The sequence below is a fragment of the Gilliamella sp. Pas-s27 genome (assembly GCF_009795865.1).
Lineage (GTDB): Bacteria > Pseudomonadota > Gammaproteobacteria > Enterobacterales > Orbaceae > Gilliamella.
The window spans coordinates 1-24,515 of the sequence record NZ_WTEW01000018.1; the positions used below are offsets into that span (position 1 = coordinate 1).

Annotated in this window: 21 protein-coding genes and 1 pseudogene; 13 read left to right on the forward strand and 9 right to left on the reverse strand. The window is 34.6% G+C overall.

Going from position 1 to position 24,515, the window contains the following annotated elements:
* Positions 1-288: pseudogene (locus GQ589_RS07945) on the reverse strand (hypothetical protein); the annotation flags it as partial.
* Between the two features lie 547 nt (positions 289-835).
* Between GQ589_RS07945 and GQ589_RS07950 the strand changes: the two are divergent.
* Complete coding sequence (locus GQ589_RS07950) at positions 836-1,744, forward strand: SPFH domain-containing protein (protein WP_160400446.1); 909 nt, start codon at positions 836-838, stop codon at positions 1,742-1,744.
* A gap of 108 nt (positions 1,745-1,852) precedes the next feature.
* Positions 1,853-2,317, forward strand: coding sequence for an NfeD family protein (locus GQ589_RS07955; protein ID WP_202112437.1), 465 nt, complete (start codon positions 1,853-1,855; stop codon positions 2,315-2,317).
* Between the two features lie 60 nt (positions 2,318-2,377).
* Here GQ589_RS07955 and yqfB read toward each other — a convergent pair whose 3' ends face one another.
* From yqfB to dapD, 7 genes are all read right to left on the reverse strand, one after another.
* Positions 2,378-2,686, reverse strand: a complete 309-nt coding sequence (gene yqfB, locus GQ589_RS07960) for a N(4)-acetylcytidine aminohydrolase (protein ID WP_160400445.1) — start codon at positions 2,684-2,686, stop codon at positions 2,378-2,380.
* Between the two features lie 180 nt (positions 2,687-2,866).
* Entirely contained in the window at positions 2,867-5,017 is a 2,151-nt protein-coding gene (locus GQ589_RS07965; protein ID WP_160425515.1) for a carbon starvation CstA family protein, read from the reverse strand.
* Between the two features lie 300 nt (positions 5,018-5,317).
* On the reverse strand, positions 5,318-6,037 hold the full coding sequence (gene btsR, locus GQ589_RS07970) for a two-component system response regulator BtsR (protein WP_160411347.1): 720 nt from the start codon (positions 6,035-6,037) through the stop codon (positions 5,318-5,320).
* Positions 6,037-7,731, reverse strand: a complete 1,695-nt coding sequence (locus GQ589_RS07975; RefSeq protein WP_160400443.1) for a sensor histidine kinase — start codon at positions 7,729-7,731, stop codon at positions 6,037-6,039. The genes btsR and GQ589_RS07975 overlap by 1 nt, the downstream gene beginning before the upstream one ends.
* A 52-nt stretch (positions 7,732-7,783) precedes the next feature.
* Entirely contained in the window at positions 7,784-10,069 is a 2,286-nt protein-coding gene (bglX, locus tag GQ589_RS07980; protein WP_160425469.1) for a beta-glucosidase BglX, read from the reverse strand.
* A gap of 259 nt (positions 10,070-10,328) precedes the next feature.
* Positions 10,329-10,820 (reverse strand): YajQ family cyclic di-GMP-binding protein, encoded by a 492-nt coding sequence (locus GQ589_RS07985; RefSeq protein ID WP_160400441.1) that lies wholly within the window; start codon positions 10,818-10,820, stop codon positions 10,329-10,331.
* Positions 10,821-10,915: 95 nt separating this feature from the next.
* On the reverse strand, positions 10,916-11,740 hold the full coding sequence (gene dapD / locus GQ589_RS07990) for a 2,3,4,5-tetrahydropyridine-2,6-dicarboxylate N-succinyltransferase (protein WP_160400440.1): 825 nt from the start codon (positions 11,738-11,740) through the stop codon (positions 10,916-10,918).
* Positions 11,741-12,122: 382 nt separating this feature from the next.
* Between dapD and GQ589_RS07995 the strand changes: the two genes are divergently transcribed.
* From GQ589_RS07995 to GQ589_RS08010, 4 genes are read left to right on the forward strand one after another with little or no spacing between them, the layout of a single operon-like run.
* Positions 12,123-12,599, forward strand: a complete 477-nt coding sequence (locus GQ589_RS07995) for a prepilin-type N-terminal cleavage/methylation domain-containing protein (RefSeq protein ID WP_160425471.1) — start codon at positions 12,123-12,125, stop codon at positions 12,597-12,599.
* On the forward strand, positions 12,593-13,156 hold the full coding sequence (locus GQ589_RS08000) for a prepilin peptidase-dependent protein (protein WP_160425472.1): 564 nt from the start codon (positions 12,593-12,595) through the stop codon (positions 13,154-13,156). The genes GQ589_RS07995 and GQ589_RS08000 overlap by 7 nt, the downstream gene beginning before the upstream one ends.
* Positions 13,140-13,580 (forward strand): DUF2509 family protein, encoded by a 441-nt coding sequence (locus GQ589_RS08005; RefSeq protein WP_160425473.1) that lies wholly within the window; start codon positions 13,140-13,142, stop codon positions 13,578-13,580. The genes GQ589_RS08000 and GQ589_RS08005 overlap by 17 nt, the downstream gene beginning before the upstream one ends.
* Entirely contained in the window at positions 13,573-13,902 is a 330-nt protein-coding gene (locus tag GQ589_RS08010; RefSeq protein ID WP_160411354.1) for a prepilin-type N-terminal cleavage/methylation domain-containing protein, read from the forward strand. Before GQ589_RS08005 ends, GQ589_RS08010 begins: the two co-directional genes overlap by 8 nt.
* A gap of 21 nt (positions 13,903-13,923) precedes the next feature.
* On the opposite strand, the gene GQ589_RS08015 is transcribed toward GQ589_RS08010, so the two are convergent.
* Complete coding sequence (locus GQ589_RS08015; RefSeq protein WP_160425475.1) at positions 13,924-14,673, reverse strand: alpha/beta fold hydrolase; 750 nt, start codon at positions 14,671-14,673, stop codon at positions 13,924-13,926.
* Between the two features lie 135 nt (positions 14,674-14,808).
* On the opposite strand from GQ589_RS08015, the gene GQ589_RS08020 reads away from it, so the two are divergent.
* The 7 genes from GQ589_RS08020 to rmuC all read left to right on the forward strand — a co-directional run bounded on the left by GQ589_RS08020 (position 14,809) and on the right by rmuC (position 24,403).
* A complete protein-coding gene (locus GQ589_RS08020) occupies positions 14,809-16,755 on the forward strand; it encodes an exoribonuclease II (RefSeq protein WP_160425477.1) in 1,947 nt (648 codons plus the stop codon).
* Between the two features lie 192 nt (positions 16,756-16,947).
* Positions 16,948-17,187, forward strand: coding sequence for a YecH family metal-binding protein (locus GQ589_RS08025; protein WP_202115053.1), 240 nt, complete (start codon positions 16,948-16,950; stop codon positions 17,185-17,187).
* Between the two features lie 200 nt (positions 17,188-17,387).
* Entirely contained in the window at positions 17,388-18,050 is a 663-nt protein-coding gene (locus GQ589_RS08030) for a hypothetical protein (protein ID WP_160411357.1), read from the forward strand.
* A gap of 14 nt (positions 18,051-18,064) precedes the next feature.
* Positions 18,065-19,627: a glucan biosynthesis protein G gene (locus tag GQ589_RS08035; protein ID WP_160411358.1), complete on the forward strand. Its 1,563-nt coding sequence runs from the start codon at positions 18,065-18,067 to the stop codon at positions 19,625-19,627.
* A gap of 21 nt (positions 19,628-19,648) precedes the next feature.
* The gene (mdoH, locus tag GQ589_RS08040; protein ID WP_160425479.1) at positions 19,649-22,009 is read left to right on the forward strand and encodes a glucans biosynthesis glucosyltransferase MdoH; all 2,361 of its coding nucleotides are present in this window, start codon (positions 19,649-19,651) and stop codon (positions 22,007-22,009) included.
* 61 nt (positions 22,010-22,070) lie between these two features.
* Entirely contained in the window at positions 22,071-23,045 is a 975-nt protein-coding gene (epmA, locus tag GQ589_RS08045; RefSeq protein ID WP_160400430.1) for an elongation factor P--(R)-beta-lysine ligase, read from the forward strand.
* Positions 23,046-23,047: 2 nt separating this feature from the next.
* Positions 23,048-24,403, forward strand: a complete 1,356-nt coding sequence (gene rmuC, locus GQ589_RS08050) for a DNA recombination protein RmuC (RefSeq protein ID WP_160400429.1) — start codon at positions 23,048-23,050, stop codon at positions 24,401-24,403.
* Positions 24,404-24,515 lie beyond the last annotated feature (112 nt).

The following is a 24,515-nucleotide window of genomic DNA, read 5'->3' on the forward strand; positions in this document are numbered from 1 at the left end:
GGCATTATCCTCTCTTTCAACCTTTTTATAATATAATTCTGCCTGCTTTATATCTTCTTTATCATATTCATAAATTGTACCTAAAAAGAATTGCGCATCGGCATAAGCTTTAGGATTAGCCTGCTTGTCAATCTTTAATAAACAAATTTCTGCTTGTTCAATATCGTTTTTACCTAAATAATAAATGGTAACCAATCGTAACTGAGCATCTATATATTTTTCGATGCCATCTTCTCGGGTTATTTTTTTGAGCTGTTCAATTTGTTGATCAATCGTCGTTTTTTCCATTTTAATTCCTATTGTGTTTTATTGTTATATCTAAACTTGATACTGTTTAAATAGCATGATTTAGGAGGATATTTATTGTTTTTTATATTTTGTAGTTTAGTTATGTTAGCTAAACTTATTGCCAATAATTATGACTGTAGCAGTAAGACATAGTTTAGCGTTAAGTTAAAAACTCACCAATAGGTTATGGTAAAAATCTAAATTTTTTATTGAAAGTCATCCCAAACTTATTTTCATATCATTTGGAACTAGTTCAAATCATTTTTGAATCTAGCAATATGACCATTATAATTAGATGATCAAAGATCGCTTCAAAGCCCTCTAACTCAGCACCATCAACATAATAATTAGCCTTGCTCTACAAACAATGTCTTCATTAAACAAATAACAAATTTAGTTATTTTTACAATATTATTTGAAATTATAAGCTGGTGAGTATACTGGCAATGTACTTCTATAATATGAATTAAAACTAGTCAAAAAATTCAATAATCTATAAAATAGCTAACTCATTTTTATTATAAAAAATTATAAGGATTTTTGAACTATGCCAGTATTTTATATCGTCATTGGTGTTATTGTTTTACTTGCGTTAATTACGGTTTTAAAAGCAATTACGATCGTTCCACAGGGTTATCAATATACTATTGAACGTTTTGGTAAATATACCCATACCCTTGAACCTGGTTTAAATATCATTATTCCATTTATGGATGGTGTTGGTCGTAAAATTAATATGATGGAACAAGTACTTGATATTCCATCACAAGAAGTTATTTCAAAAGATAATGCCAATGTGCAAATCGATGCGGTATGTTTTATTCAAGTGCAAGAAGCTGCAAGAGCTGCGTATCAAGTTAATCAGCTTGAACGTGCGGTGATTAATTTAATGATGACCAATATCCGTACCGTGCTTGGTGGCATGGAATTGGATGAAATGTTATCACAACGTGATCACATCAACTCTAAGTTATTAAGCATTGTTGATGATGCAACTAGCCCATGGGGAATTAAAATTACTCGTATTGAAATTCGAGACGTTCGCCCACCAACAGAATTAATTGCTGCGATGAATGCGCAAATGAAAGCAGAACGTAATAAACGTGCAGAAATTCTTGAAGCGGAAGGTGTTCGCCAAGCTGCGATTTTACGCTCAGAAGGTGAAAAGCAATCTGAAATCTTAAAAGCAGAAGGTGAAAGACAATCTGCCTTTTTACAAGCTGAGGCTCGTGAACGTGCTGCTGAAGCAGAAGCAAGAGCTACTCAAATGGTTTCTGATGCAATTGCAGCAGGTAATATTAATGCAATTAACTACTTTGTTGCCCAAAAATATACTGAAGCGTTACAACAAATTGGCTCAGCTGATAATAGTAAAGTGATTATGATGCCACTTGACGCGTCAAGTTTAATGGGTAGCATTGGCGGTATTGCTGAATTGATTAAAAATACGAAATAAAAAATCAATTTTTATACTTAAACATAGTGTTTCCCTAAAATTTTTTGACAAAATTTATAAACGCTATGTTTAAGATTTTTACTGAATGAATTTTAAAGGTAATTGATAATGAATGATTTTTTTATGGTTTTCTATAATTCGCCTCATTGGGTATTTATTGCCTTAGGAGGTTTACTGCTGATTGCAGAGTTACTTGGCACGGGTGGCTACGGGCTTTGGAGTGGAATTGCAGCCATTATTGTTGGTCTAATTGCTTGGGTTTTACCCCTTTCTTGGCCAACTTTGTGGATTTTATTTGCAATTCTAACGCTTGTATCTGCTTACCTTTGGTGGCTTTGGCTCAAAAAGCAAGGTAAAGATAAATCTAGTAAAGGCGAAATCAATCAACCACAACAAGATTTAATTGGTATTAAAACCGTTGTCACTGATGCTATTGTTAATGGTTCAGGTCGAGTAAAAATCAAAGATGGAACGTGGTCAGCTAGCTGTGATCAAGATTTAGATATTGGCCAAACAGTTGAAGTTATTGGTGTGAATGGTTTAACTTTGGATGTACTGCCCATAAATCATTAATATTATTCATTCTATTTGGTTATAAAAATAAACAGGACGCATTAACAATGCGTCTTTTTGTTATAAGAGCGAAAAATGAATGACAAAAAAATGATTTTCATTTGGGTAAATATTTGAAATCACCTTTTTCAATTCACTTAATGTCATATTCTCTTGTTTTGCGTGTTCTTCTGTTAATTGTTCAAGAGTAATTGGTGTAACGCTAATTATTTTTATAGTACAAAAATACTCATCAGTTTCAAAAGTTCCAACACGAAGCTTATCACCAACTTTAAAATGTGATTCACTTCTATCTCTGATAGTAATGACTTTTAGACCTGCTAATATATCAGACTTAAAACGTTGATAAAAAGTAATATCATTTTGCACGGTATCATCCTATGTAAAAAGTTAATTAGCTTTAGATTTTATTTTTACAACAGTATATAACCATTATTACCTAAAAAAATACTCAACAATAGACTTAAGATTGTTGAGTATAAAATAGCAAATTGATTCTAGATAATACGGCTAGGATACTATAATTAATAGTATCCTATTGCTTAGTATTTAATGCGACATCGATGTCTTCACGCCACCCTCAGGAATTGGCACATAAGCCGTTTCTTTATCTGTTCTTTGTTTATTATTGCGTACTTTTAACGCCGTTTTAATACCAAAGAAGATAATACCGTAAACAACCAATAAGAATAAGATACTTAAACCCGCATTGGTATAATTGTTAATAACAATATGGTGCATATTATCAATTTGTTGTGCGGTTAAATCACTACCCTCAGCAATGCGACGATTGTATTCATTCGCTAAATAGAAGAAACCTTCTAATTGCGGGTTATTGCTAAATAATTTCAATGATAATGCCCATGTTGTACAAATCAATAACCAGATAGCCGGAATGATAGTTACCCAAATATATTGCGCTCGTTTCATTTTGATTAATACAACTGTTGCTAAGACTAATGCAACCGCGGCTAACATTTGGTTAGAAATACCAAATAATGGCCATAAGCTCTTAACGCCACCTAATGGATCAACTACACCTTGATAGAGTAAATAGCCCCACAAACCAACGCAACCAATTGTGCCAATAAAACCAGCAATAAGTGAGTCTGTTTTTTTCAAAAATGGAACAAAATTACCTAATAAATCTTGTAGCATAAAGCGGCCAGATCGGGTACCTGCATCAAGTGCTGTTAAAATAAATAGCGCTTCAAACAAAATACCAAAATGGTACCAAAAGCCCATATCTGCACCAGGTAGAATTTGATGGAACACATGCGCAATTCCTACTGCTAATGTTGGCGCACCGCCGGCACGATTTAGTACTGATGGTTCACCAATGTCTTTTGCGGTTTGGATAATTTGATCTGGAGAAATAACAAACCCCCAAGAGCTCACTGTTGCCGCAGCATGTGCTGTTACGTCTTGCAATTGAGCCATGATCATCGGCGCATCTTCAGTACCAAGTTTATGAAGATCAGGCATAGTAATACCTAATGCTGCAGGTGGTGTATTCATTGCAAAATAAAGACCAGGTTCAATAATTGACGCCGCAACCAAAGCCATCATCGCAACAAACGATTCCATCAACATTGCACCATAACCAATAAAACGGGCATCGTTTTCATTAGCAAGTAATTTAGGTGTAGTACCTGACGAAATTAATGCGTGGAAACCAGAAACTGCACCACAGGCAATAGTGATAAATAAGAATGGAAATAACGACCCTTTCCAAACAGGTCCTGTACCATCAACGTATTGTGTAACAGATGGCATTTTTAAATCAGGATTTAAAATAACAATACCAATCGCTAAACCAACAATAACACCAATTTTTAGGAAAGTCGCCAAATAATCTCGTGGCGCTAAAATTAACCATACAGGTAACATTGCAGAAACCAATGCATAACCAACTAATACATAAGTAATCGTTGTTGCTTTGAAGGTTAAAGCTGGGCCCCAATATGCATCATGAGCAATAACACCACCAAACCAGATAGATAAAACAAGTAGTACAATACCAATCACAGATACTTCAGCTACTCTACCTGGTCGAATAAATCGCATGTAGATCCCCATAAACAGAGCAATCGGCACAGTTGAGCAAACAGTGAAAACACCCCATGGACTTTCCGCCAAGGCTTTAACCACAATTAGCGCCAATACAGCTAAAATGATCAACATAATTAAGAAGCAACCAAATAGCGCTATCGTGCCTGGTATTGGTCCCATTTCTTCTTTAATCATTTCGCCTAAAGATGAACCGTTACGGCGAGATGATAAAAATAGCACCATAAAATCTTGTACAGCACCAGCAAAAACAACACCAGCCAGTAACCAGAGCGTACCCGGTAAATATCCCACTTGGGCAGCAAGTACTGGACCGACTAAAGGTCCTGCACCTGCAATAGCGGCAAAATGGTGCCCAAACAATACATATTTATTCGTTGGAACGTAATTTAAACCGTCATTATTGAGGACTGCTGGAGTTGCACGAGTTGGATCTAATTGCATTACTTTTTTAGCAATATACAAGCTGTAGTATCGATATGCGACTAAGTAAATCGAAACTGCCGCCGCAACAATCCAAAGTGCACTAATATGTTCACCTCGCCGTAGTGCAACAACAGCTAAACAACATGCACCAACAAAAGCTAGGATGAACCATGGAATATGCTTAAAGATTTTATTATTCATAATGATTCTCTTTGTGATTTATAAGATTAATTAGTTTGTTACTTAGTACCATAATGCGTATTGTTAAAAGACATTGTGACAAGATAAAACGGAAATTTTACCAATATCAACACCTATTTTTCATACAAACTAAAGAAATAAGCAACAACTAAAGACCTTTTTGTGTTCAAGCGTATAGTAATTTTTTGTTTTTAAGAATGATAACAATATTTAGGTTATAGGTTAGATAAAGAGTGTGAGTGGTTATAATTGGCAACTTAGCGGTAAAAGAAATAGTAATAAGGCAAAAAGATATCAAGGTTATTATAATCCCAATAGCTCTTTAAGTGATTTTAAATAACGACGGCTAACTGGCACAGAAACATCGTTGATAAGAATAACATCAACCCCTCCAGTTTGATTAAAACGAATTTCTTTAAGTTTTTTCAGATTAATCAGATATTGCCGATGGCAACGGATAAGGTCCGTTTTATTCTCAAGAGTTTTTAATGTTAATTCGGTTAGATATTCATTATTTTCTTGATTAAATACATAAATACCACTTATTTTGGAGGAGACATAAAATACATCATCAAAATTCAATAAATAAATTCGGTTATGGCCAACACATGGGACATATTTTAGATTTTGATTAATGCCATTTAATTGATTGATATTTCCTGAAGAACAATGATTATGCAAACGATATAAAGTTTTGTTTAATCGTTCTTGTTCAACAGGCTTAAGCAAATAATCAAATGCTTGTTCTTCAAATGCTTTAACCGCAAATTCACCATAAGCTGTTAAAAACACAATTCTTGGCATAGTTTCAGGATCAAGCATTGATAACATTTCCATACCATCTATTTTAGGCATTTGGATATCTAAAAACACGACATCGGGTTGAAGTCGATGAATTGCACGAATCGCTTCAATTGCATTGTTACATTCAGCCACGATACTAATTTCAGGATCAGTTTCAAGCAAACAGCGTAAATTTTCACGGGCAAGTAATTCATCATCAACAATAATAACGTTTAACATTACGCACTGATATCCTCTTGTAAAGGTAGTATTAGCATAACTTTAGTATATTCATCAGGTTTACATACTATTTTTATACCATACTTTTCACCATAACGAATCTTAATTCGTTTATCAACTAAATTAAGCCCCAAACCTTTGGTATCTTTTTTATGTTCACGATAATGACCTGCATTATCGATCACTTCTAAAACCAATGATTGATCTGACTTATAAGCACAAATAGTTACATTACCATCACCAAGTAATTGAGATGTACCATGTTTAATAGCATTTTCAACAATCGGTTGCAATGAAAAAGCAGGCAATTGTGCATATTCTAGTTGAGGGGAAATATCAATTTTGATAGTTAACTGATCCATAAAACGCATTTTTTCAATTTGTAAATAAGCATTAACGTGTTCTATTTCATCTTTTAATGTAACAATTTCTTCTGTTCGTTTTAAATTTTTCCGGAAAAAGGTTGATAAGTTTTGTACTAATTGTGATGCCTGTGTTTTATCACGCCGAATAACCGCCAATAGTGTATTTAAGGCATTAAATAAGAAGTGAGGATTAACTTGCGCATGCAACAATTTAATTTCAGTTCTAGATAACAGTTGCTTATAGTGCTCATTTTGACCAGCCAAAATTTGTGCAGACAATAAACTTGCAATTCCTTCGCCAAGGGTTCGATTGATCGAACTAAATAACGTATTTTTTGCTTCATAAAGTTTAATTGTCCCCACAACAGTATTATTTTCTCCTCTCAAAGGAATCACGAGAGTCGATCCTAAACGACAGCTTTTATTGATTGAGCATTGATAAGGCTGATGAACGCCATCAAGATATTGCACTTCATTTTTCTCGATCGCTTCTAAAGTACTATTAGATGTTATCAATGTTCCAGGCAAATGATGGTCATCACCAATACCAATAAATGCGAGTATTTTTTCCCGATCGGTAATTGAAACAGCACCGATATCAAGTTCTTGATAAATAATATTGGCAACTTTAGTACTATTTTGCTGATTAAAACCATCACGCAACAAACCTTCGGTACTCACAGCGATTTTTAATGCCTTAGCTGAAAAAGCTGAAGTATAACGCTCAAACATCGCGCGTCTATCAAGTAAAATCCTCATAAACATCGCAGCACCAATACTATTGGCTACAATCATGGGAGCTGCAATGCTGCTAACAGCATGTAACACTACATCAAAAGGTCGAGAGATAAGTAAGACTAAGATCATTTCAAGCGATTCAACTAATAAACCTAACATACCAACTAAAAGTGGATTATAAATCAGATCAACACGCCCCTTTTTCATCAATACATAATGCAATAACCCACTAATTAACCCAATTAAAATAGTAGATAGCATACAACTCTCAGCTGTAATTCCCCCTAAAGTATAACGATGAATACCACTTGTGATCCCAACCAACAGACCAACGACAGGGCCACCAAGTAAACCGCCTAAAATAGCACCAATGGCTCGTGTATTGGCAATAGTGTCTTCAATATGCAGGCCAAAATAGGTACCCATAATACAAAATAATGAAAAAATGCAGTAACAAACTAATTTATGAGGCAAATGCACTGTCACTTGCATAAGCGGAATAACGATAGGTGTTTTACTTAGCAAATAAGCTATCACTAAATAAACACACATTTGTTGAAGAAGCTGTAAAATAAGATCAAATTCAAACATAATACTGACCACAGCAACAAAACCGTCGACAACTGTCGACGGAAATTAAAATTTATTTATCAAGCAAAGAGAAGGTTTTCTTATCTTGCGTTCTTGAATCACTACCAATAAACACATTAAATTTTCCTGGTTCTGCAACATATTCCATTTTATCATTCCAAAATTTTAACATGTCATATTTAATAACAAACTCAACTTCGCCTTTTTCATGAGGCTTTAAATTAATATTTTCAAAACCAATCAACTCTTTAACAGGGCGACTTACTGATGCTGTCACATCTTGCAAATAAAGTTGCACCGTTTGCATCCCTTCTTTATTACCGATATTTTCAACATTCACTTTAACAATAATTTCGCCATCTTTGTTCATTTCAGAACTCGATAATGAAAAGTCCATTGCAAAGTTGGTATAACTTAAACCAAAACCGAATGGAAATAACGGATCATTTGGACTATCAAAATACGACGTCGTATATTTGCCCATATTTTCAGTACCTCTTGGACGTCCTGTATTTAGATGACTATAATAAACAGGGATTTGTCCAACATTATCAGGAAAAGACATCGGCAACTTTCCTGAAGGGTTATAATCACCAAATAACACATCAGCAATAGCGTTACCACCTTCCGTTCCTAAAAACCACGTTTCAAGCATAGCATCAGCTTGTGCATATTCTTCAGATAACGTTAATGGACGACCATTCATTAAGACAATAACCAACGGTTTACCCGTTTTTTTCAATGCGTTAAGTAACTGTTTTTGGGTTGCGGGCAAAGAAAGATTTGTTCGACTTGATGATTCATGAGCCATACCTTCAGCTTCGCCAACAAAAGCAACTACAACATCCGATTTTTTAGCGATACCAATGGCTTCGGTAATCATTTGTTTCGCTGATCTATGATCAAATTTGGTGGTTTCTCCGTATAAATTTAAAAATCGATACAAATTTGCATCATCTGAAAGATTAGCACCAAATGCATAACTTACTGATTTTGAATTATTAACTGCACGTTTAATGCCTTCTAATGGCGTTACCGCCAAATTAGCACGCCCTGCTCCTGACCAACTACCTAAAATATCACGTTGTGAATCAGCTAATGGACCTATAACTGCAATTTTTTTATTCTTAGTTAATGGTAGAATTTCATTGTTATTTTTTAATAGAACAATGCTACGTCGAGCCACATCACGCGCTTCCTCACGATGCAAACGATCGTTAGCAAACATCGTTTCAATATTTAATTTCGGATCTAAATTGCGATAAGGATCACTAAATAACCCCATATCGTATTTTAACTCTAAAACATGACGGCAAGCTTGATTAATTTCATCTTCGGTAATCGCCCCTTCTTTAACTAATTCAGGTAAAAATTGTAAGAAGTATTCATCGTTCATACTAATATCAATACCCGCTTTAATCGCAACTCGCACGGCATCTTTCGGATCACTGGCCACACCATGATTAATCAGTTCACGTATCGCCCCGTGATCACTTACCACAACGCCATCAAAATGCCACTGATTACGTAATACTTCGGTTAATAACCAATGATTTGCCGTCGCAGGAATACCATTAACACTCACAAGCGAAACCATCACAGCACGGCTACCAGCATCAATTGCGGCTTTATAAGGCACAAGATACTCTTGGAACATTTTACGTTCACTCATATCCGTACTATTATATTCACGTCCGCCTTCAACTGCACCATAGAGTGCAAAGTGTTTTACTGTAGTAACTAGAGATTTTTTATCTGCAAGCGACTGCTTTTGCATTTTTTCAACAAAAATTCGTCCCGCCTCTGATGTCAAATAAGGATCTTCACCAAATCCTTCTGACACACGGCCCCACCTTGGATCGCGTGTAATATCAACCATCGGTGCCCAAGTAACGTTTAATCCATCCGATGTTGCTTCATCGGCTGATACTTCAGCAGCTTTAGCTATCGCACTACGATCCCACGTTGATGCAATACCTAAATTAATTGGAAACACGGTTCGATGACCGTGAATGATATCAAATCCAAAATAGAGAGGAATTTTATTAGGGGATTTTAAAGCACGTTCCTGCATTTGAGAAAGATCTGGCTCAACAATAGTATTAAAAATACCACCAATTTCACCTGCTTCGATTTGATCAAGTACTTTATTTAATGTTAGATCACCACCAACACTGACTAAACGCAGTTGCCCCACTTTTTCTTGGATCGTCATTTTTGATAATAGATTATCAATAAAGACTTTCTTTTCTGCGTTTGTTTTGCCATTTAGTTCTTGCGCAAATAAAGGACCAGAAAAGACAAGAAAAAATAAAAATAGAGCTAATTTTTTTATCATAATAAATATTGTTATAATTAAGAGGATAGACAAGTAAATAGCATAACGTATTCATCAAAAAAAATCTTGCTCTTTAAGCTACTTATGTATAAGTTTTAAAGCACTATCGTTTTATTTTATAAACAATCATGCTTAAAATGAGGCCTTTTCTTAATCTTTCTTTATTTTATTTAAAATTCTTTACAAAAATGAAGGTAAACAATTAGTTGGAAAAGATAATATTACCGATAAATATCGGCAATATTACTCACAAAAAGCATCAATCTCTAAAATTAGTAAATTGGAATGGTTGACCAAATTCGCCGTTTTTAACTAACGCCATCGTCGCTTGTAGGTCATCGCGTGATTTACCTGTCACACGAACTTGTTCGCCTTGCACTTGGGCTTGTACTTTAATTTTGCTGTCTTTAATTGCTTTTACAATTTTCTTAGCTAACTCTTTATCAATCCCCTGCTTAAGTTTAACCGTAATACTATAAAGCTTACCGCTGTGCTCCATTTCTTCAGGGATTTCAAGTGCACCACCATCAATACCACGTTTAGCAAGTTTATCTCGTAAGATATCAAGTAATTGTTGTACTTGGAAATCAGATTGGCTCGTTGCTTTAATCGTTTCATTTTTTTCATTTAACTCAAACGATGCTTCAACATTTTTAAAATCCCAACGGGTGGTTAGCTCTCGAGTAGCATTTTCAACGCCATTTTTAACTTCAGGCATTTGGATTTCAGAAACGATATCAAAAGAAGGCATAAATTCTCCTCTTCTAATGGTTATAAACTTAATGGTTATAAAATAATATTAAAACCGCCTAACAAGTTAAGCGGTTTAAAAAAACAAATGTAAAATTAATCAATAGTACGAAGTAATTCATTGATGCCAACTTTACCTAAAGTCTTAGCATCCACTTTTTTCACAATAACCGCACAATAGAGGCTATATTTACCATCTTTGGTTGGTAAATTACCAGAAACAACCACAGAACCTGCTGGCACACGTCCATAATGAACTTCACCCGTTGCACGATCGTAAATTTTAGTACTTTGACCAATAAACACGCCCATTGAAATTACGCTGCCTTCTTCAACAATTACACCTTCAACAATTTCACTGCGTGCACCAATAAAACAGTTATCTTCAATAATTGTTGGGTTAGCTTGTAACGGCTCTAAAACACCACCAATTCCCACACCACCTGACAGGTGAACATTTTTACCAATTTGTGCACAAGAACCAACAGTTACCCATGTATCAACCATAGTACCTTCATCAACATAAGCACCAATATTGACATAAGATGGCATTAATACAGTATTACGAGCAACATAAGCCCCTTTACGAGCAATAGCAGATGGAACAACACGGAAACCTTCTTGTTGGAATCTTGATTCGTCGTATTCAGCAAATTTTAATGGCACTTTGTCATAATAGTTAGTCGCCCCACCATTGATTAATTGGTTTTCGTTAATACGGAAAGAGAGCAAAACAGCCTTTTTTAACCATTGGTGAGTCACCCAATCGCCATTGATTTTTTCGGCGACACGCATCTTACCGCTGTCTAATAAAGCGATACATTGATTGATTGCATCACGAGTTACGGTATCCACATTTGATGGTGTAATTTCAGCACGTCGTTCAAATGCTGCTTCAATAATAGTTTGTAATTGTTGCATCTCAAGTTTCCTTTAACTTATAAATCCGTTGGCAAATAATAAATGAACAAACAGTATAATATAATCTTTCCTGCTTTTTAAGTGGTTTAATCAGATCGTCAAGATCAATATAAGAGCAATCCAAAACAATCGAAATGCTAGCAGATGCAATACAAATAATGGGAAAACACCTAAAATAAAAAATTCAATAAAATCAATAACTTTCCTGAACTGTTTTTAGTGCAATTCTTAACTAATTAATTTTATTAAAAGAAAAAATAAAACATTGTCGAAAAAAACATATTTTATTTGGATGATGCATCACAAATTTAGCATGTCAAATAAACAGTTATTTTATTCAAATATACACTACTTGCATCGTGATATTTACAAAGACAATCTTATGCAAGATTTGGGATTTTCATTACTGGAGTTGTTAATAACTGTCTGCATTAGTGCTATTTTAGCCGCTATTGGTATTGAGTATTGGAAAGAACAGCAACTTCAAAACGAGTTAGCATCTACAACGAAGCAACTTGCTTATTTTATATATGAAGTTCAAGTAAAAGCTTCAACTAAAAATGAAAATTATATTATTCACCAATTTACATCACCATGGTGCATCGCAATTACTCAAGATGAAAAACCCACCTCGTGTAATGAAGGTGTGCTTTATTTTATAAAACCAGATAATTCTGTTGAAATTAGTGAACTATCAAACAATAAAGACGCTTTAATTTTAGGACGCCGTAACTTAGCACAAACGATGTCTTTTCAATTAAAAAATAAAATAGGTACCAGCAGAGTTTTTGTTTCCTTTCTTGGGCGCATTCGTTTTTGCGCAGAAAACAGTCATATACCTGGCCTACCACCATGTTAAAAATAGCTGGATTTTCCTTATTTGAAATGCTTATTAGCATCATATTATCTAGCCTTATTATTATGGGAATGACGTCATTTTATATTCAATTACAAACCAATATTATGCAATATTACCAAAAAACACGTTTACAGCAGGCAATCGATCTTGGATTAGCTGGCATGAAAAAAGATATCAAGCGAGCAGGTTTCATTGCAAATGATCCTCAAAAAATGACAACCAAAGCGATTGAAATTAATGAACGGATGAAATGTATTATCCTTCGATATGACAGTGAAATCCGCAATTCTTGGGTTTGGAACATTGAAAACCCCATGAAATCAGATGTTTTTACCTATCGCTATAAAGAAAACAACATAGCCTATAGAACAGGATCATTAAATTGTTTTGGAAGAAAATGGGAAAACTTATTTGATTCAAACGAAATCAAAGTAATCGATTTTGCAATAAAACAGCTCCCCGATGCAATTAGTTTATCAATTACAGCAGAATTAATAAAAAATAAGCAAATTAAATATCACACCACTGAAATTATCAAAAATGAAAATCAATTTTAACTCAAACCCCGCCTCGTCTGGATTTAGCACCATTATGATGATGATCATTTTGATGGTTGTTGGGTTGGTGTTATTAATTGGTTTCAATTTACTTATTTGCTCGTGGCAAAAAGCCATCTTAATAGAAAATCAATATTATCGGCAATTTAATCAAGCTAATTCATCTTTAACTTGGGCAATAACTCAAAATTGGCAAGCCCCTAAGGCTAATTGGCATTGTATGACCGAACCAACGTATCATTTAAAGGCCTGTATAAAGCGATCTTTATTAAAAGTTGATAATTATGTATTAGTCCGAGGCGAAGCCGAAGATGAAGATTTTTTTCTATATACGCTTGCACATTTTGATAATAATCGATTGATTGTTGAAAAAGGCCATTGGCTCGACTATTGCCCTGAAAAAAAGGCTATTTATTGTGAATAATAAAAATTTTGCTGGCTTTAGTCTGATTGAAGTCATGATAGCTACACTACTATTTTCAATTATTATGTTGGGTTTTATTAATTACCAACAAACATTACTCAATAAACATCGCTACTTTGCCAACAATCTACGTGCCAATAAAATTGCGTTTCAGCTACTTGATAGTTATCCCTATACTAGCCACAAAATTATCCCTTCTGGTTGGCAATATAAGATCACAAACAAAATCTATAATGCCCAGTGTAAAATGGTGATGATAACAGTTAGCACACCGAATAAACAAGTCGCCAAGCAACAGCGCTTTTTTTGTGATTTACATTAATATTTATCAATTAAACATCATTTAGTCACCTAACCAGTTATGCAAAAGTTGTAAAACTTGTTGCGCTTTTTCGGCGTGGACATTGTGCCCTGCGCCTTCAACCACTTCGATTTTCGCGTTAGGAAATTGATCAAAAATAGCTTGATAAGCATCATCCGTAATATAAGTTGAATTGCCACCTCGTATAAATAACGTTGGTTTTAACCAAGGCGAAATTATTTGCCAATCACAAATATGTTCATACTGATCATTAATAGCTTGAACATTAAATAACCAACGTTCATTTTTAAACGACTTTAATAAAAAAAGAATGATTGCATCATTAATGCCGGCTTGTTTCATCAAATCCATGATCTGTTTTTTATCGGTAATATGGTTTGTAAGACAATAAGTTAATACTCTTAGAATAATCGCATTGGCTGAGCGGTAATATTTTATCGGCGCAATATCAATTGCGGCTATTTTTTGAATATCATTAGAGAGCAGTTGTGACAATCGCAAAGCAACCTTTCCGCCCATAGAATGACCAATTAATATCATCTCTTTTAACTTTAAATCATGACAAAGTTCGGCCACATCTTCGGCCATCACTTGATAGTCCATTTTATCAGACCAAGGCGAATACCCATGATTACGCAAATCAACTTGCACGGTTTGATAATGCTTTGCAAACTCTTTTGCTAGCATATTTAAATTATCTAAACTACCAAAAACCCCATGCAAAAATACAATCGGTTGTCCATTACCCTGTAATCTATAGTTTAATTTCATATTTTAATTCAACTCATTATTTAAGTGGCATTATTATACGTCTATTTTCAATACCATCACCGATTAATTCAATAACCATAATTTGTATAAATATGATAGAATTTAACACCAACTTTTTAACTAGTGTTAAGCCATATGTTTCAAAATAACCCTCTACTTGCACAATTAAAACAAGAACTCCACGAACAGACCCCTCGCATTGAAGGTATTGTTCGAGCTCATGAAAAAGGATTTGGTTTTTTAGATACCGATAGTAAAAAAAGTTATTTTATCCCAGTTGCTAAAATGAAAACGGTTTGTAATGGCGATAAAGTTTCAGGATCAATTATCAGTAATAACGATAAAGAATTTTTTGAACCCGAATTATTGATCGAAAGTAGCTTACAAAAATTTATTGGCAAAATAGGCTTTCAAGATCGTGCAATGGTTGTTTACCCTGAAAACATGCCTACTCATTTTGCTATTCGTTGCAAAATAAACGAGCAGGTTAGTGAAAAACTAAAAGAAGGCGATTGGGTTGTTGCAACGTTACTTTCTCATCCTTTACAAAAAGAAACTAAGCATTTTTTTGCCGAGGTTACTCGTTTTGTTGCCGACGGCAATTCACCTTATCAACTTTGGTTAAAAACTCTAGCACGCTATGATTTAGAAACACATTCCCCTCAAGCCAATGAATTAACTATTAGTGATACAGAACTTGATAACCGTCAAGATTTAACCGATATTCACTTTTTTACCATCGATAGTGAAAACACCGAAGATATGGATGATGCTATTGCGGTGTCTAAAGATGAACAGGGTTTTTATCAACTAATGGTTGCTATCGCTGATCCTACAGCTTATATCTTACAAGATAGCAAACTTGATAACGTGGCCAAAACTAGGAATTTTACCACTTATTTACCTGATTTTAATATCCCTATGCTTCCCAAAGAGCTCGCCAATGAACTCTGTTCATTAAAGGCCAATCAAAAACGCCCTGCAATGATCTGTAAAATGCGCATTGACAATATTGGCAATATTATTAACGATGATACAACCTTTATGCCGGCTTGGATCGAATCAAAGGCTAAGCTAGTTTATAATAATGTTTCTGATTTTTTAGAAAATAATGGCGAATTGGCAACCAGTGACCCTACTATTAAACAGCAACTTCATTGGTTAGCTGACTTAGCTAAAATTCGTATCACATGGCGACAAAACCATGCATTGGTTTTTAAAGATAACGGTGATTATTGTTTTGAACTAGATGAAAACCGCCGAGTAAAATCAATAATTAAAGAAACTCGTCGAATTGCTAATCATATCGTTGAAGAGGCCATGGTTCTTGCCAATCAGGCTTTAACGTTACAATTACAAACTAACATTGGTTTTGGGATTTTTAATATTCATTCTGGTTTTGATAATAAATATATCGAGCAAGTCGTAAAATTTTTAAACGACAACGGAATTTCTGAATTTGATAAAGAATCGCTATTATCCTTTGACGGTTATATTAAATTACGACGTATTATAGATAATGAACCATTTTTAGCAACCAAGCTTCGTAAGTTCCAAAGTCCTGCTGATTTTTCAATTGAACCACACCCCCATTTTGGCTTGGGCTTTGATGCCTATGCAACATGGACATCACCAATACGTAAATATGGCGATATGGTTAACCATCGATTAATAAAAGCATATATCCGCTCACAAGAATTAACTACGCCAGATAAAGAGCACCTAAAAAGTATGAATGAAAGGCGTAAAATGTTACGGCTTGCTGAACGTGATATGACCGAAAACCTTTATGCTCAATATTTAGCAAATAAAATCGATCAAAGTTACTCGGCTGAAATTGTCGATATCAATCGTGGCGGGGCACGTGTACGTTTATGCGATATCGGTGCCTTTGCTTTTGTGCCAATTTCAATGATTCACCCAATCAAGGAAGAGATTACACCATATCCAGATGAAGGCACTATCAAAATAAAAGATGAGTTGTGTTATAAACTTGCTGATATCGTTACTGTTATTATTCGCCAAGTTAAAAACCAAAATCAATCAATCATCGCCAAGTTTGCTGATGAAGGTAAAAAATAAGTTTATTTTTATCTGAACTTACAGACTTTACCACCACTGCTTGCCCCGATATAAATCAGGGCAAGTCAAACCAAAATTAACAATATTTTTTAATCTTTCCCCCCCTTTTTTTTATTAAAAATATCTGCTATCTTTCACGGCTCAAAATGATAAATTTTAAAATCTGAATCAACAACAACTTGGGGGGCGATAATGTCAATTCATGGACATGAAGTATTGCGTATGATGGACGGAAATAGTTACACGGAAGCTTCCTTACTTAATGCTATCAACGACAAGTTTGGAGCAGATGCAAGGTTTCATACTTGTTCTCAATCTGACATGAATGCAGAGCAACTTATCACCTTTTTAAAAGCAAAAGGTAAATTTAAACCTTCTGTTGCTCATGAATCTGAATTTACAGTAGATAATAAAAAAATATGTAAACATTAAAAAAACAACTGTACCTAATATATAATACGCTTTTTATAAATTTAGTTTAATCTACTAGTGTTTTTGAAAAAATAAGAGTATATAATTTTTCGCAATAATAACCGTTAGTCGTATTATTATGGCTAATAATGCGATGATATTAAAAGTAGAGTTATTTACTTTAAAATTATATTCAAGAATATATTCATGGAATTTGATAAATGAAAATAAGTAATATCTTTATATGCACCATTGTTTCTATTCTTGTCGTAAGTTGTGCAAAAAAAAGTTTGCCAACAAAAACTAAGGAAGCGATTTCGCAAGCGGATCAAATATCTTTATTGAAACAAAAAACTGAAATTAACAACCCTTACGTTATTGATGCTAGAAATCAATTGATTCAATTTGTTGGCAGCAAAAACTTTGATAACTATATTATCAAACATGGCATTTTAAATTGTCAAAGTAATAACAATCAGTCATCTTGTGTCTTGAACTTTTACCTGAATGAATATTATAAGTTAAAGTACGATATGCAACTCAAAAAAGTAGTTGAGGAAAATCAAGCTGAACATAATATTGAACTAAAAAAGATAAGAGTAACTGAAAACAATATTAAAAACTATTGTCAATACTCCGCTGATTTTGTTACTGCAATTTATACGAAAGATACAAATAAAATAACCCAGTATTTTCAACCGAAATTTAAAATGTCTGCTCAAGACATATTATCTTTACAAACAAAGATAGCCAAGGATAACTATTCTCTATTTCTGATCGAAGAAAACCCTAGCATCCTTCAAGAAATGAAAGCTGATTATGTTGAAGAATGCTTGAATAACCCAAAAGATAATATTATCAACTACTTTAATATTTTTAGATAATAATGCGAGTCTTTATGTACAATTTATTACCCAATAATTCGTTTAATAAAAAACTAATTTACAAGGCGCTTTGTGTGGCTTGCGTTTCTTGCATTAGCTTTTCTTCGTGGGCTTTTTCGTTTGATGATGTGATTGCAAAAGCTGAAAAATTATCAAAAAAAAATTACGTTCAACCGTCTAAAAATATTCCCAATGAATTGGCATCTTTGCAATTTGTGGATTATCAAAAAATTTTATTTAATCATCAAAAGGCTTACTGGGGAGATCGAAAGAGCCGTTTTAAACTTGAATTTTATCACGAAGGAATGTACTTTGATGTTCCAATAAAAATTAATGAAATTGTTGATAATCAAGTTAATCCAATCCAATATGACCCTAGCTATTTTGATCTAAGCCAAATCAATCTTGATAAACTTGAAACTAAAAACCTTGGCTTTGCAGGCTTTAAAATTCATTATCCAATCAATAACCCAACAAAAACTGACGATGAAATATTTTCAGCTCTCGGAGGTAGTTATTTTCGTGCCGTAGGTAAAGATCAACACTATGGTCTTTCAGCTAGAGGGCTTGCCATTGATACGGGGGAAATGTCGGGTGAAGAGTTCCCTCGTTTTAAAGAGTATTGGATTGAAAGACCGCAAGCCAATCAAAAACACTTAGTTATTTATGCTTTGCTCGACTCACCAAGTGTCACCGGTGCTTATAAAATTACACTAATTCCAAGTGTGGATACGACTATCACAATGCAAGCAAAAATCTTTTTCCGTAATTCGGTAAAAAAATTGGGTATTGCTCCATTAACTAGTATGTTTTTATTTGGACCTAATCAACCCTCTCCATTACTAAACTATCGTCCAGCTATGCATGATTCTAATGGTCTGTCAATTTTAGCTAATAATAACGAGTGGATCTGGCGTCCATTAAATAATCCTAAGCGTTTATCGTTTTCATCCTATAGCTTAGAGAACCCCAAAGCGTTCGGTTTAATTCAGCGAGATAAAGGCTTTGATGATTATCAAGATCTTGATGATCACTATGAAAAACGACCAAGTGTCTGGACTGAAATTTTGGGAAATTGGGGAAAAGGTCGAGTTGAATTAGTTGAAATTCCAACCGCTGACGAAACTAACGATAATATCGTTGCATTTTGGGTGCCTGAAAAGCAATACAAAGAGGGCGATATGCTTGACATAAAATATCGCTTACATTATTCATTAAATGAAAATAAGCGTTATCCTAACGATGTTGCAAGAGCGGTTAGCACACGTTTATCGCTTGGTGATATAAAACAAGCCAATCTGATTCGTAAACTTGACGGTTCTAATGCTTATGTAATCGACTTTGCAGGCCCTGAGTTATCAGAAAAATTGCCAGTTAAAGTAATTTCAAGTATGAACAATGGTTCTATAGTCAGTTCTGAGGCACAATATAATCCGGAAATTAAAGGCTGGCGGGTCATTGTTCGCTTCAATGTTGAAGACAGTAAAAAAGCAACTGATATTCGCGTGCAACTCGCTTCGCAAGAAACCAATAAAGTGATTTCTGAAACGTGGAGTGGGCAATATCCCGCACAATAATTATTATAATATGATAAAAATATGAAAAAAGATTACTTTGCCAATCTTTCTGACGCTGAGCTTTGGCGTCAGAAATCAGAAAACAATGCAATATCGCCTGACGATGTCAATTTTTTAAAATATCGTTTAAATCAAGTCGGTGACACTACTTCTTTTATTGATGAGCGAAGGCAACAGCCAAGTTACCCTGAAGTTGACCGTGTTTCAATTCAACCTCAAATCTGGAACCAACGCTATACCGCCAAGTCAAAACATGGCATCAATATTCTTGCCATCATTCGTCGTCTTATTATGTTTGCACTTATTGCCGTACAAACATATTACGGAACCACTTACCTTGCTTCTTTACTACCTTATCAAAGTTGGCAAAAAATCAATTTTATGGCCAATTGGGATATCAATCCTGAATTAGCTATTTACAGCATAATACCTTATATTATACAAGGTGCAATTATAGTCCTATTTGCAATCTTATTTTTCTGGATTTCGATTGGTTTTTGGACCAGCATTATGGGGCTAATATTAGCGGTAATGGGTAAAGACCGTTATACTATTGCTATTCCTAATGATCCGGCATCACATATTGATACTAAACATCGAACCGCACTTGTTATGCCAATTTGCAATGAAGATGTCGCTCGAGTATTTGCGGGATTGCAAGCCACTTATCAATCCTTGGTTGAAACAGGTCATGCGGCTTGTTGTGATTTTTATATTTTAAGTGATACAAATGATCCCGATCTTTATGTAAACGAACTTAAAGCATGGGCTGAATTTAATGCGACAAAACAACAAAATGGCTGCAATATTTTTTATCGTCATCGCAAACGCCGAGTTAAACGTAAAAGTGGTAATATTGATGATTTTTGCCGTCGTTGGGGGCATCAATACGAATACATGATGATCCTTGATGCCGACAGCATTATGACAGGTGATTGTATATTAAAAATGATCGCCATGATGGAAATGAACCCTAAAGCCGGCATTTTGCAATCACCGCCAAAATCGGTCAGAATGACGACACTTTACGGAAGGATTCAGCAATTTGCCAACCAGATTTATAGTGATATATTTTGCTCTGGCACACACTTTTGGCAGCTAAGCGAAGCACAATATTGGGGACACAATGCAATGATTCGCTTAAAACCTTTTATTGAGCATTGCATACTATCGCCACTGCAAAAACGAAAAGGTCCAATACACATCTTATCGCACGATCTGGTTGAAGCAACACTAATGCGCCGTGCTGGTTATGGCGTTTGGATTGCTTATAATATGAATGGTAGTTACGAAGAACTACCTGGTAATATGATTGAAGATCTTAAACGTGATAACCGCTGGTGTATGGGTAACTTAATCAATCTAAGACTAATCTTTAAAAGTGGCATAAAATTAACACACCGAGTCATGTTTGCAACCAGTGGTATGGCGTATATTTCATCATTATTGTGGTTAGTGTTTTTAATATTTTCAACACTATTGTTATTGGTATTTAATATTTCTGAGCCTCAATATTTTTTCCAACCAAACCAATTTTATCCAACTTGGCCTAGATGGGATGAACAATTGGCGATTCAGCTACTGTCCACCACCATGGTTTTGCTATTTGCACCAAAATTCTTTAGCTATGGCATTATTATAGCCCGAACTGGGGCAAAAGATGTTGGTGGCATATTTAAATTAACTTTATCAATATTTATTGAAATGATTTGGTCAATGATCTTAGCACCAATACGTATGATCTTTCATAGTAAATTTGTACTTAAAGCATGGATGGGAAGTAAAATTCAATGGAAATCACCATCTCGAAGTGACGATGCATTAACATGGGGCGAGTCATTTTATTTTTGTTGGCCACTATCATTATTAGGTATTGTGTGGTTATGGGTGATTATCTGGTTAAATCCACAATTTACTTATTGGTATATTGCCATATTAATACCTTTAACTATTTCCCCTTTAGTGATTAGAGTATCAGGACTTTCAAGTATTGGTATGAAAGCCCAAAAATTAGGATTATTTTTAACACCGGAAGAAACCCACCCTGCAAAAGCAGTCACACTGACGGGTGAATATCTAGTTAAAACCGAAGCGGCTTTTATGCAACACGGTTTTGTGATGGCGTTAGTCGATCCTATCTATAATGCGCTTGCTTGTGCATTATCAACATCACGGCATCGAGTTAATAATAAAAACCAACAAAAACGCAATGAGCTTATTGCTCAGTATCAACAAATAGATTTAGAAAAAATAAGTAAAGAACAACAATTAGCGATTTTAGAAGATCCTATTATTCTTTCAACTTTACATCGTCATATTTGGCAACAGCAAGAAAAATACGACAATCTATTCACTTTATGGCAAAATGAACGCCAACAATAAAAAATAGGGCTATTGCCCTATTTTCTTTTTTAGTAATAATCAAATTCCATGGATATTTTTTATGACTTGGCAACCTTCTGCATCTATTAACAATTTACTTAAGCGCGCAAAAATTACTTCTCAAGTACGGCAATTTTTTGCTGATCGCTGTATATTAGAAGTCGAAACGCCGACCTTAAGCCAATATGCTGTAACAGACGTATATTTAAGTTCTTTCCACACTACATATTTAAAACCAGGGGAACTCGACGAACAACAAGGGCAAAAAATGTCATTAATTACTAGCCCTGAATACCATATGAAACGTTTACTTGCCGCTGGTAGTGGTCCTATTTATCAAATATGCAAATGTTTCCGCAATCATGAAGAAACCAGTCGTTATCATAATCCTGAATTTACCATGCTTGAATGGTATCGTATCCAATTTGATATGATGCAAATGATCAATGAAGTCGATGACTTACTACAAACCATTCTAGATTGTGAACCTGCTGAACGAATTTCTTATCAAAAGGCATTTCAGCGTCATCTTAATATCGACCCTTTAGAAGCGGATCATACAACGTTAATCAATGCTGCCAAACAACTTGATATTGGGATTAATACAGATAGTTATGATAAAGATGGATTACTCCAATGCTTATTTACTTTTGGCGTTGAACCCCATATAGGTAAAGATAAACCTGTTGCAGTATTTAACTTTCCGGCATCACAAGCCGCATTAGCCGCTATCAGCACAGAAGATCATCGTGTTGCTAGCCGTTTTGAGTTTTATTATAAAGGTGTTGAACTTGCCAATGGTTTTAAAGAACTCACTAACCCACAAGAACAACGCATGCGTTTTGAACAAAATAATTTAGATCGCGCTAACCAAAATCTACCGCCACAAAATATTGATATTGAGCTACTAGCCGCAATGGAAGCAGGACTACCAGACTGTGCAGGCGTTGCCGTAGGGTTAGATCGTTTAATTATGCTCGCCTTAGAAAGCAACAACTTAGATGACGTCATTTCATTTACTTTTGAAAGGGCTTAATCATGTTCAGCACTTTAGGACTAAGTGGATGGTTTACCATTATTATTGGCATTTTCGCCTTAATTTTATTGGTGTTAATTATAAAGTCTCAACTAACGATTAATAATTTACATCAACTGTTTGATCTGCAATTGTTACAAAAAAAGGAAGAAAACCAAACTTTAACAACTCAAGTAAAACAATTAGAGCATGAGTTAGAACTGTATCGACAACAGAATTTGGCACAAAACGTCAAAATTAGCGAACTCAAAACTCGTTTAGAAGAAACATTAAGTGCAACACAAGAACGTCAAACTATACTAGAACAAAGCGAACAACGGCTTACGACTCAATTTGAAAACCTGGCCAATCGTATTTTTGAACACAGTGGTAAAAAGATTGAACAACAAAATAAACAGAGCCTTGATTTTTTACTTTCACCACTTAAAGAGCAGTTAGAAGGTTTCAAAAAACAAGTTCAAGATAGTTTTGGGCAAGAAGCTAAAGAACGCCACACATTAACCCATGAAATTCGTAACTTGCAACAGCTTAATGAACAAATGAGCAAAGAAGCAACCAACCTAACCAATGCATTAAAAGGCAATAACAAAACCCAAGGAAACTGGGGAGAATTCATCTTAAGCCAGATTTTAGATAATTCAGGATTGCGCTCAGGTTATGAATATGAAACTCAAGTCAACTTAACCAACGAAAGCAACCAACGATTACAGCCTGATGTCATTGTTCATTTACCGCAAGGCGGTGACGTGGTTATTGACTCCAAAGTCACCTTAGTCGCCTATGAACGACATTTTAATAGTGATGACGAAACCGTCAAAGCAAAAGCGATGACTGAACATTTAGCTGCGGTCCGTAATCATTTAAAACAGCTTAGTCAAAAAGACTACCATAAACTTATTGGTATTAATTCATTAGACTATATTTTGATGTTTATTCCTGTCGAACCTGCATTTTTAAGTGCAATCGATAATGATCCCGCATTAATCAATGATGCCTTAAAAAGTAACATTATGATAGTCAGCCCAACCACCTTATTAGTTGCATTACGAACTATCCACAATTTATGGCGCTTTGAGTATCAAAACCGTAACGCCGAACTGATTGCTGATAGAGCAAGCAAACTCTACGACAAAATGCGGGGCTTTGTTGAAGATATGGAAAACTTAGGCAGTTGTTTAGACAAAGCACAACAAACTTATCAAAACTCCATGAATAAATTATCAAAAGGTCGTGGCAACGTTATAGGACAAATTGAACGATTCCGTGAAATGGGTATTGAAGTTAAAAAACCGATTAATCCGGACATCGCCTCACTTTCAATGGAAGAGTCAAATAATAAAAATGATGAGAGTGAATAAATCAATTAGTACATTGCTAATGAGTTAACACGCATTGTACCATTTAACTAGTTGTAAATTATATTTTAGCATTACATTATGATAAACATTACATTATGATAAATAAGTAAAA

Coding starts and splice junctions, on each gene's coding strand:
- GQ589_RS07950 (WP_160400446.1), top strand. CDS start 836: ATGCCAGTATTTTATATCGTCATTGGTGTTATTGTTTTACTTGCGTTA.
- GQ589_RS07955 (WP_202112437.1), top strand. CDS start 1,853: ATGAATGATTTTTTTATGGTTTTCTATAATTCGCCTCATTGGGTATTT.
- btsR (WP_160411347.1), bottom strand. CDS start 6,037: ATGTTAAACGTTATTATTGTTGATGATGAATTACTTGCCCGTGAAAAT.
- GQ589_RS07975 (WP_160400443.1), bottom strand. CDS start 7,731: ATGTTTGAATTTGATCTTATTTTACAGCTTCTTCAACAAATGTGTGTT.
- bglX (WP_160425469.1), bottom strand. CDS start 10,069: ATGATAAAAAAATTAGCTCTATTTTTATTTTTTCTTGTCTTTTCTGGT.
- GQ589_RS07985 (WP_160400441.1), bottom strand. CDS start 10,820: ATGCCTTCTTTTGATATCGTTTCTGAAATCCAAATGCCTGAAGTTAAA.
- dapD (WP_160400440.1), bottom strand. CDS start 11,740: ATGCAACAATTACAAACTATTATTGAAGCAGCATTTGAACGACGTGCT.
- GQ589_RS07995 (WP_160425471.1), top strand. CDS start 12,123: ATGCAAGATTTGGGATTTTCATTACTGGAGTTGTTAATAACTGTCTGC.
- GQ589_RS08000 (WP_160425472.1), top strand. CDS start 12,593: ATGTTAAAAATAGCTGGATTTTCCTTATTTGAAATGCTTATTAGCATC.
- GQ589_RS08005 (WP_160425473.1), top strand. CDS start 13,140: ATGAAAATCAATTTTAACTCAAACCCCGCCTCGTCTGGATTTAGCACC.
- GQ589_RS08015 (WP_160425475.1), bottom strand. CDS start 14,673: ATGAAATTAAACTATAGATTACAGGGTAATGGACAACCGATTGTATTT.
- GQ589_RS08020 (WP_160425477.1), top strand. CDS start 14,809: ATGTTTCAAAATAACCCTCTACTTGCACAATTAAAACAAGAACTCCAC.
- GQ589_RS08025 (WP_202115053.1), top strand. CDS start 16,948: ATGTCAATTCATGGACATGAAGTATTGCGTATGATGGACGGAAATAGT.
- GQ589_RS08030 (WP_160411357.1), top strand. CDS start 17,388: ATGAAAATAAGTAATATCTTTATATGCACCATTGTTTCTATTCTTGTC.
- GQ589_RS08035 (WP_160411358.1), top strand. CDS start 18,065: ATGTACAATTTATTACCCAATAATTCGTTTAATAAAAAACTAATTTAC.
- mdoH (WP_160425479.1), top strand. CDS start 19,649: ATGAAAAAAGATTACTTTGCCAATCTTTCTGACGCTGAGCTTTGGCGT.
- epmA (WP_160400430.1), top strand. CDS start 22,071: ATGACTTGGCAACCTTCTGCATCTATTAACAATTTACTTAAGCGCGCA.
- rmuC (WP_160400429.1), top strand. CDS start 23,048: ATGTTCAGCACTTTAGGACTAAGTGGATGGTTTACCATTATTATTGGC.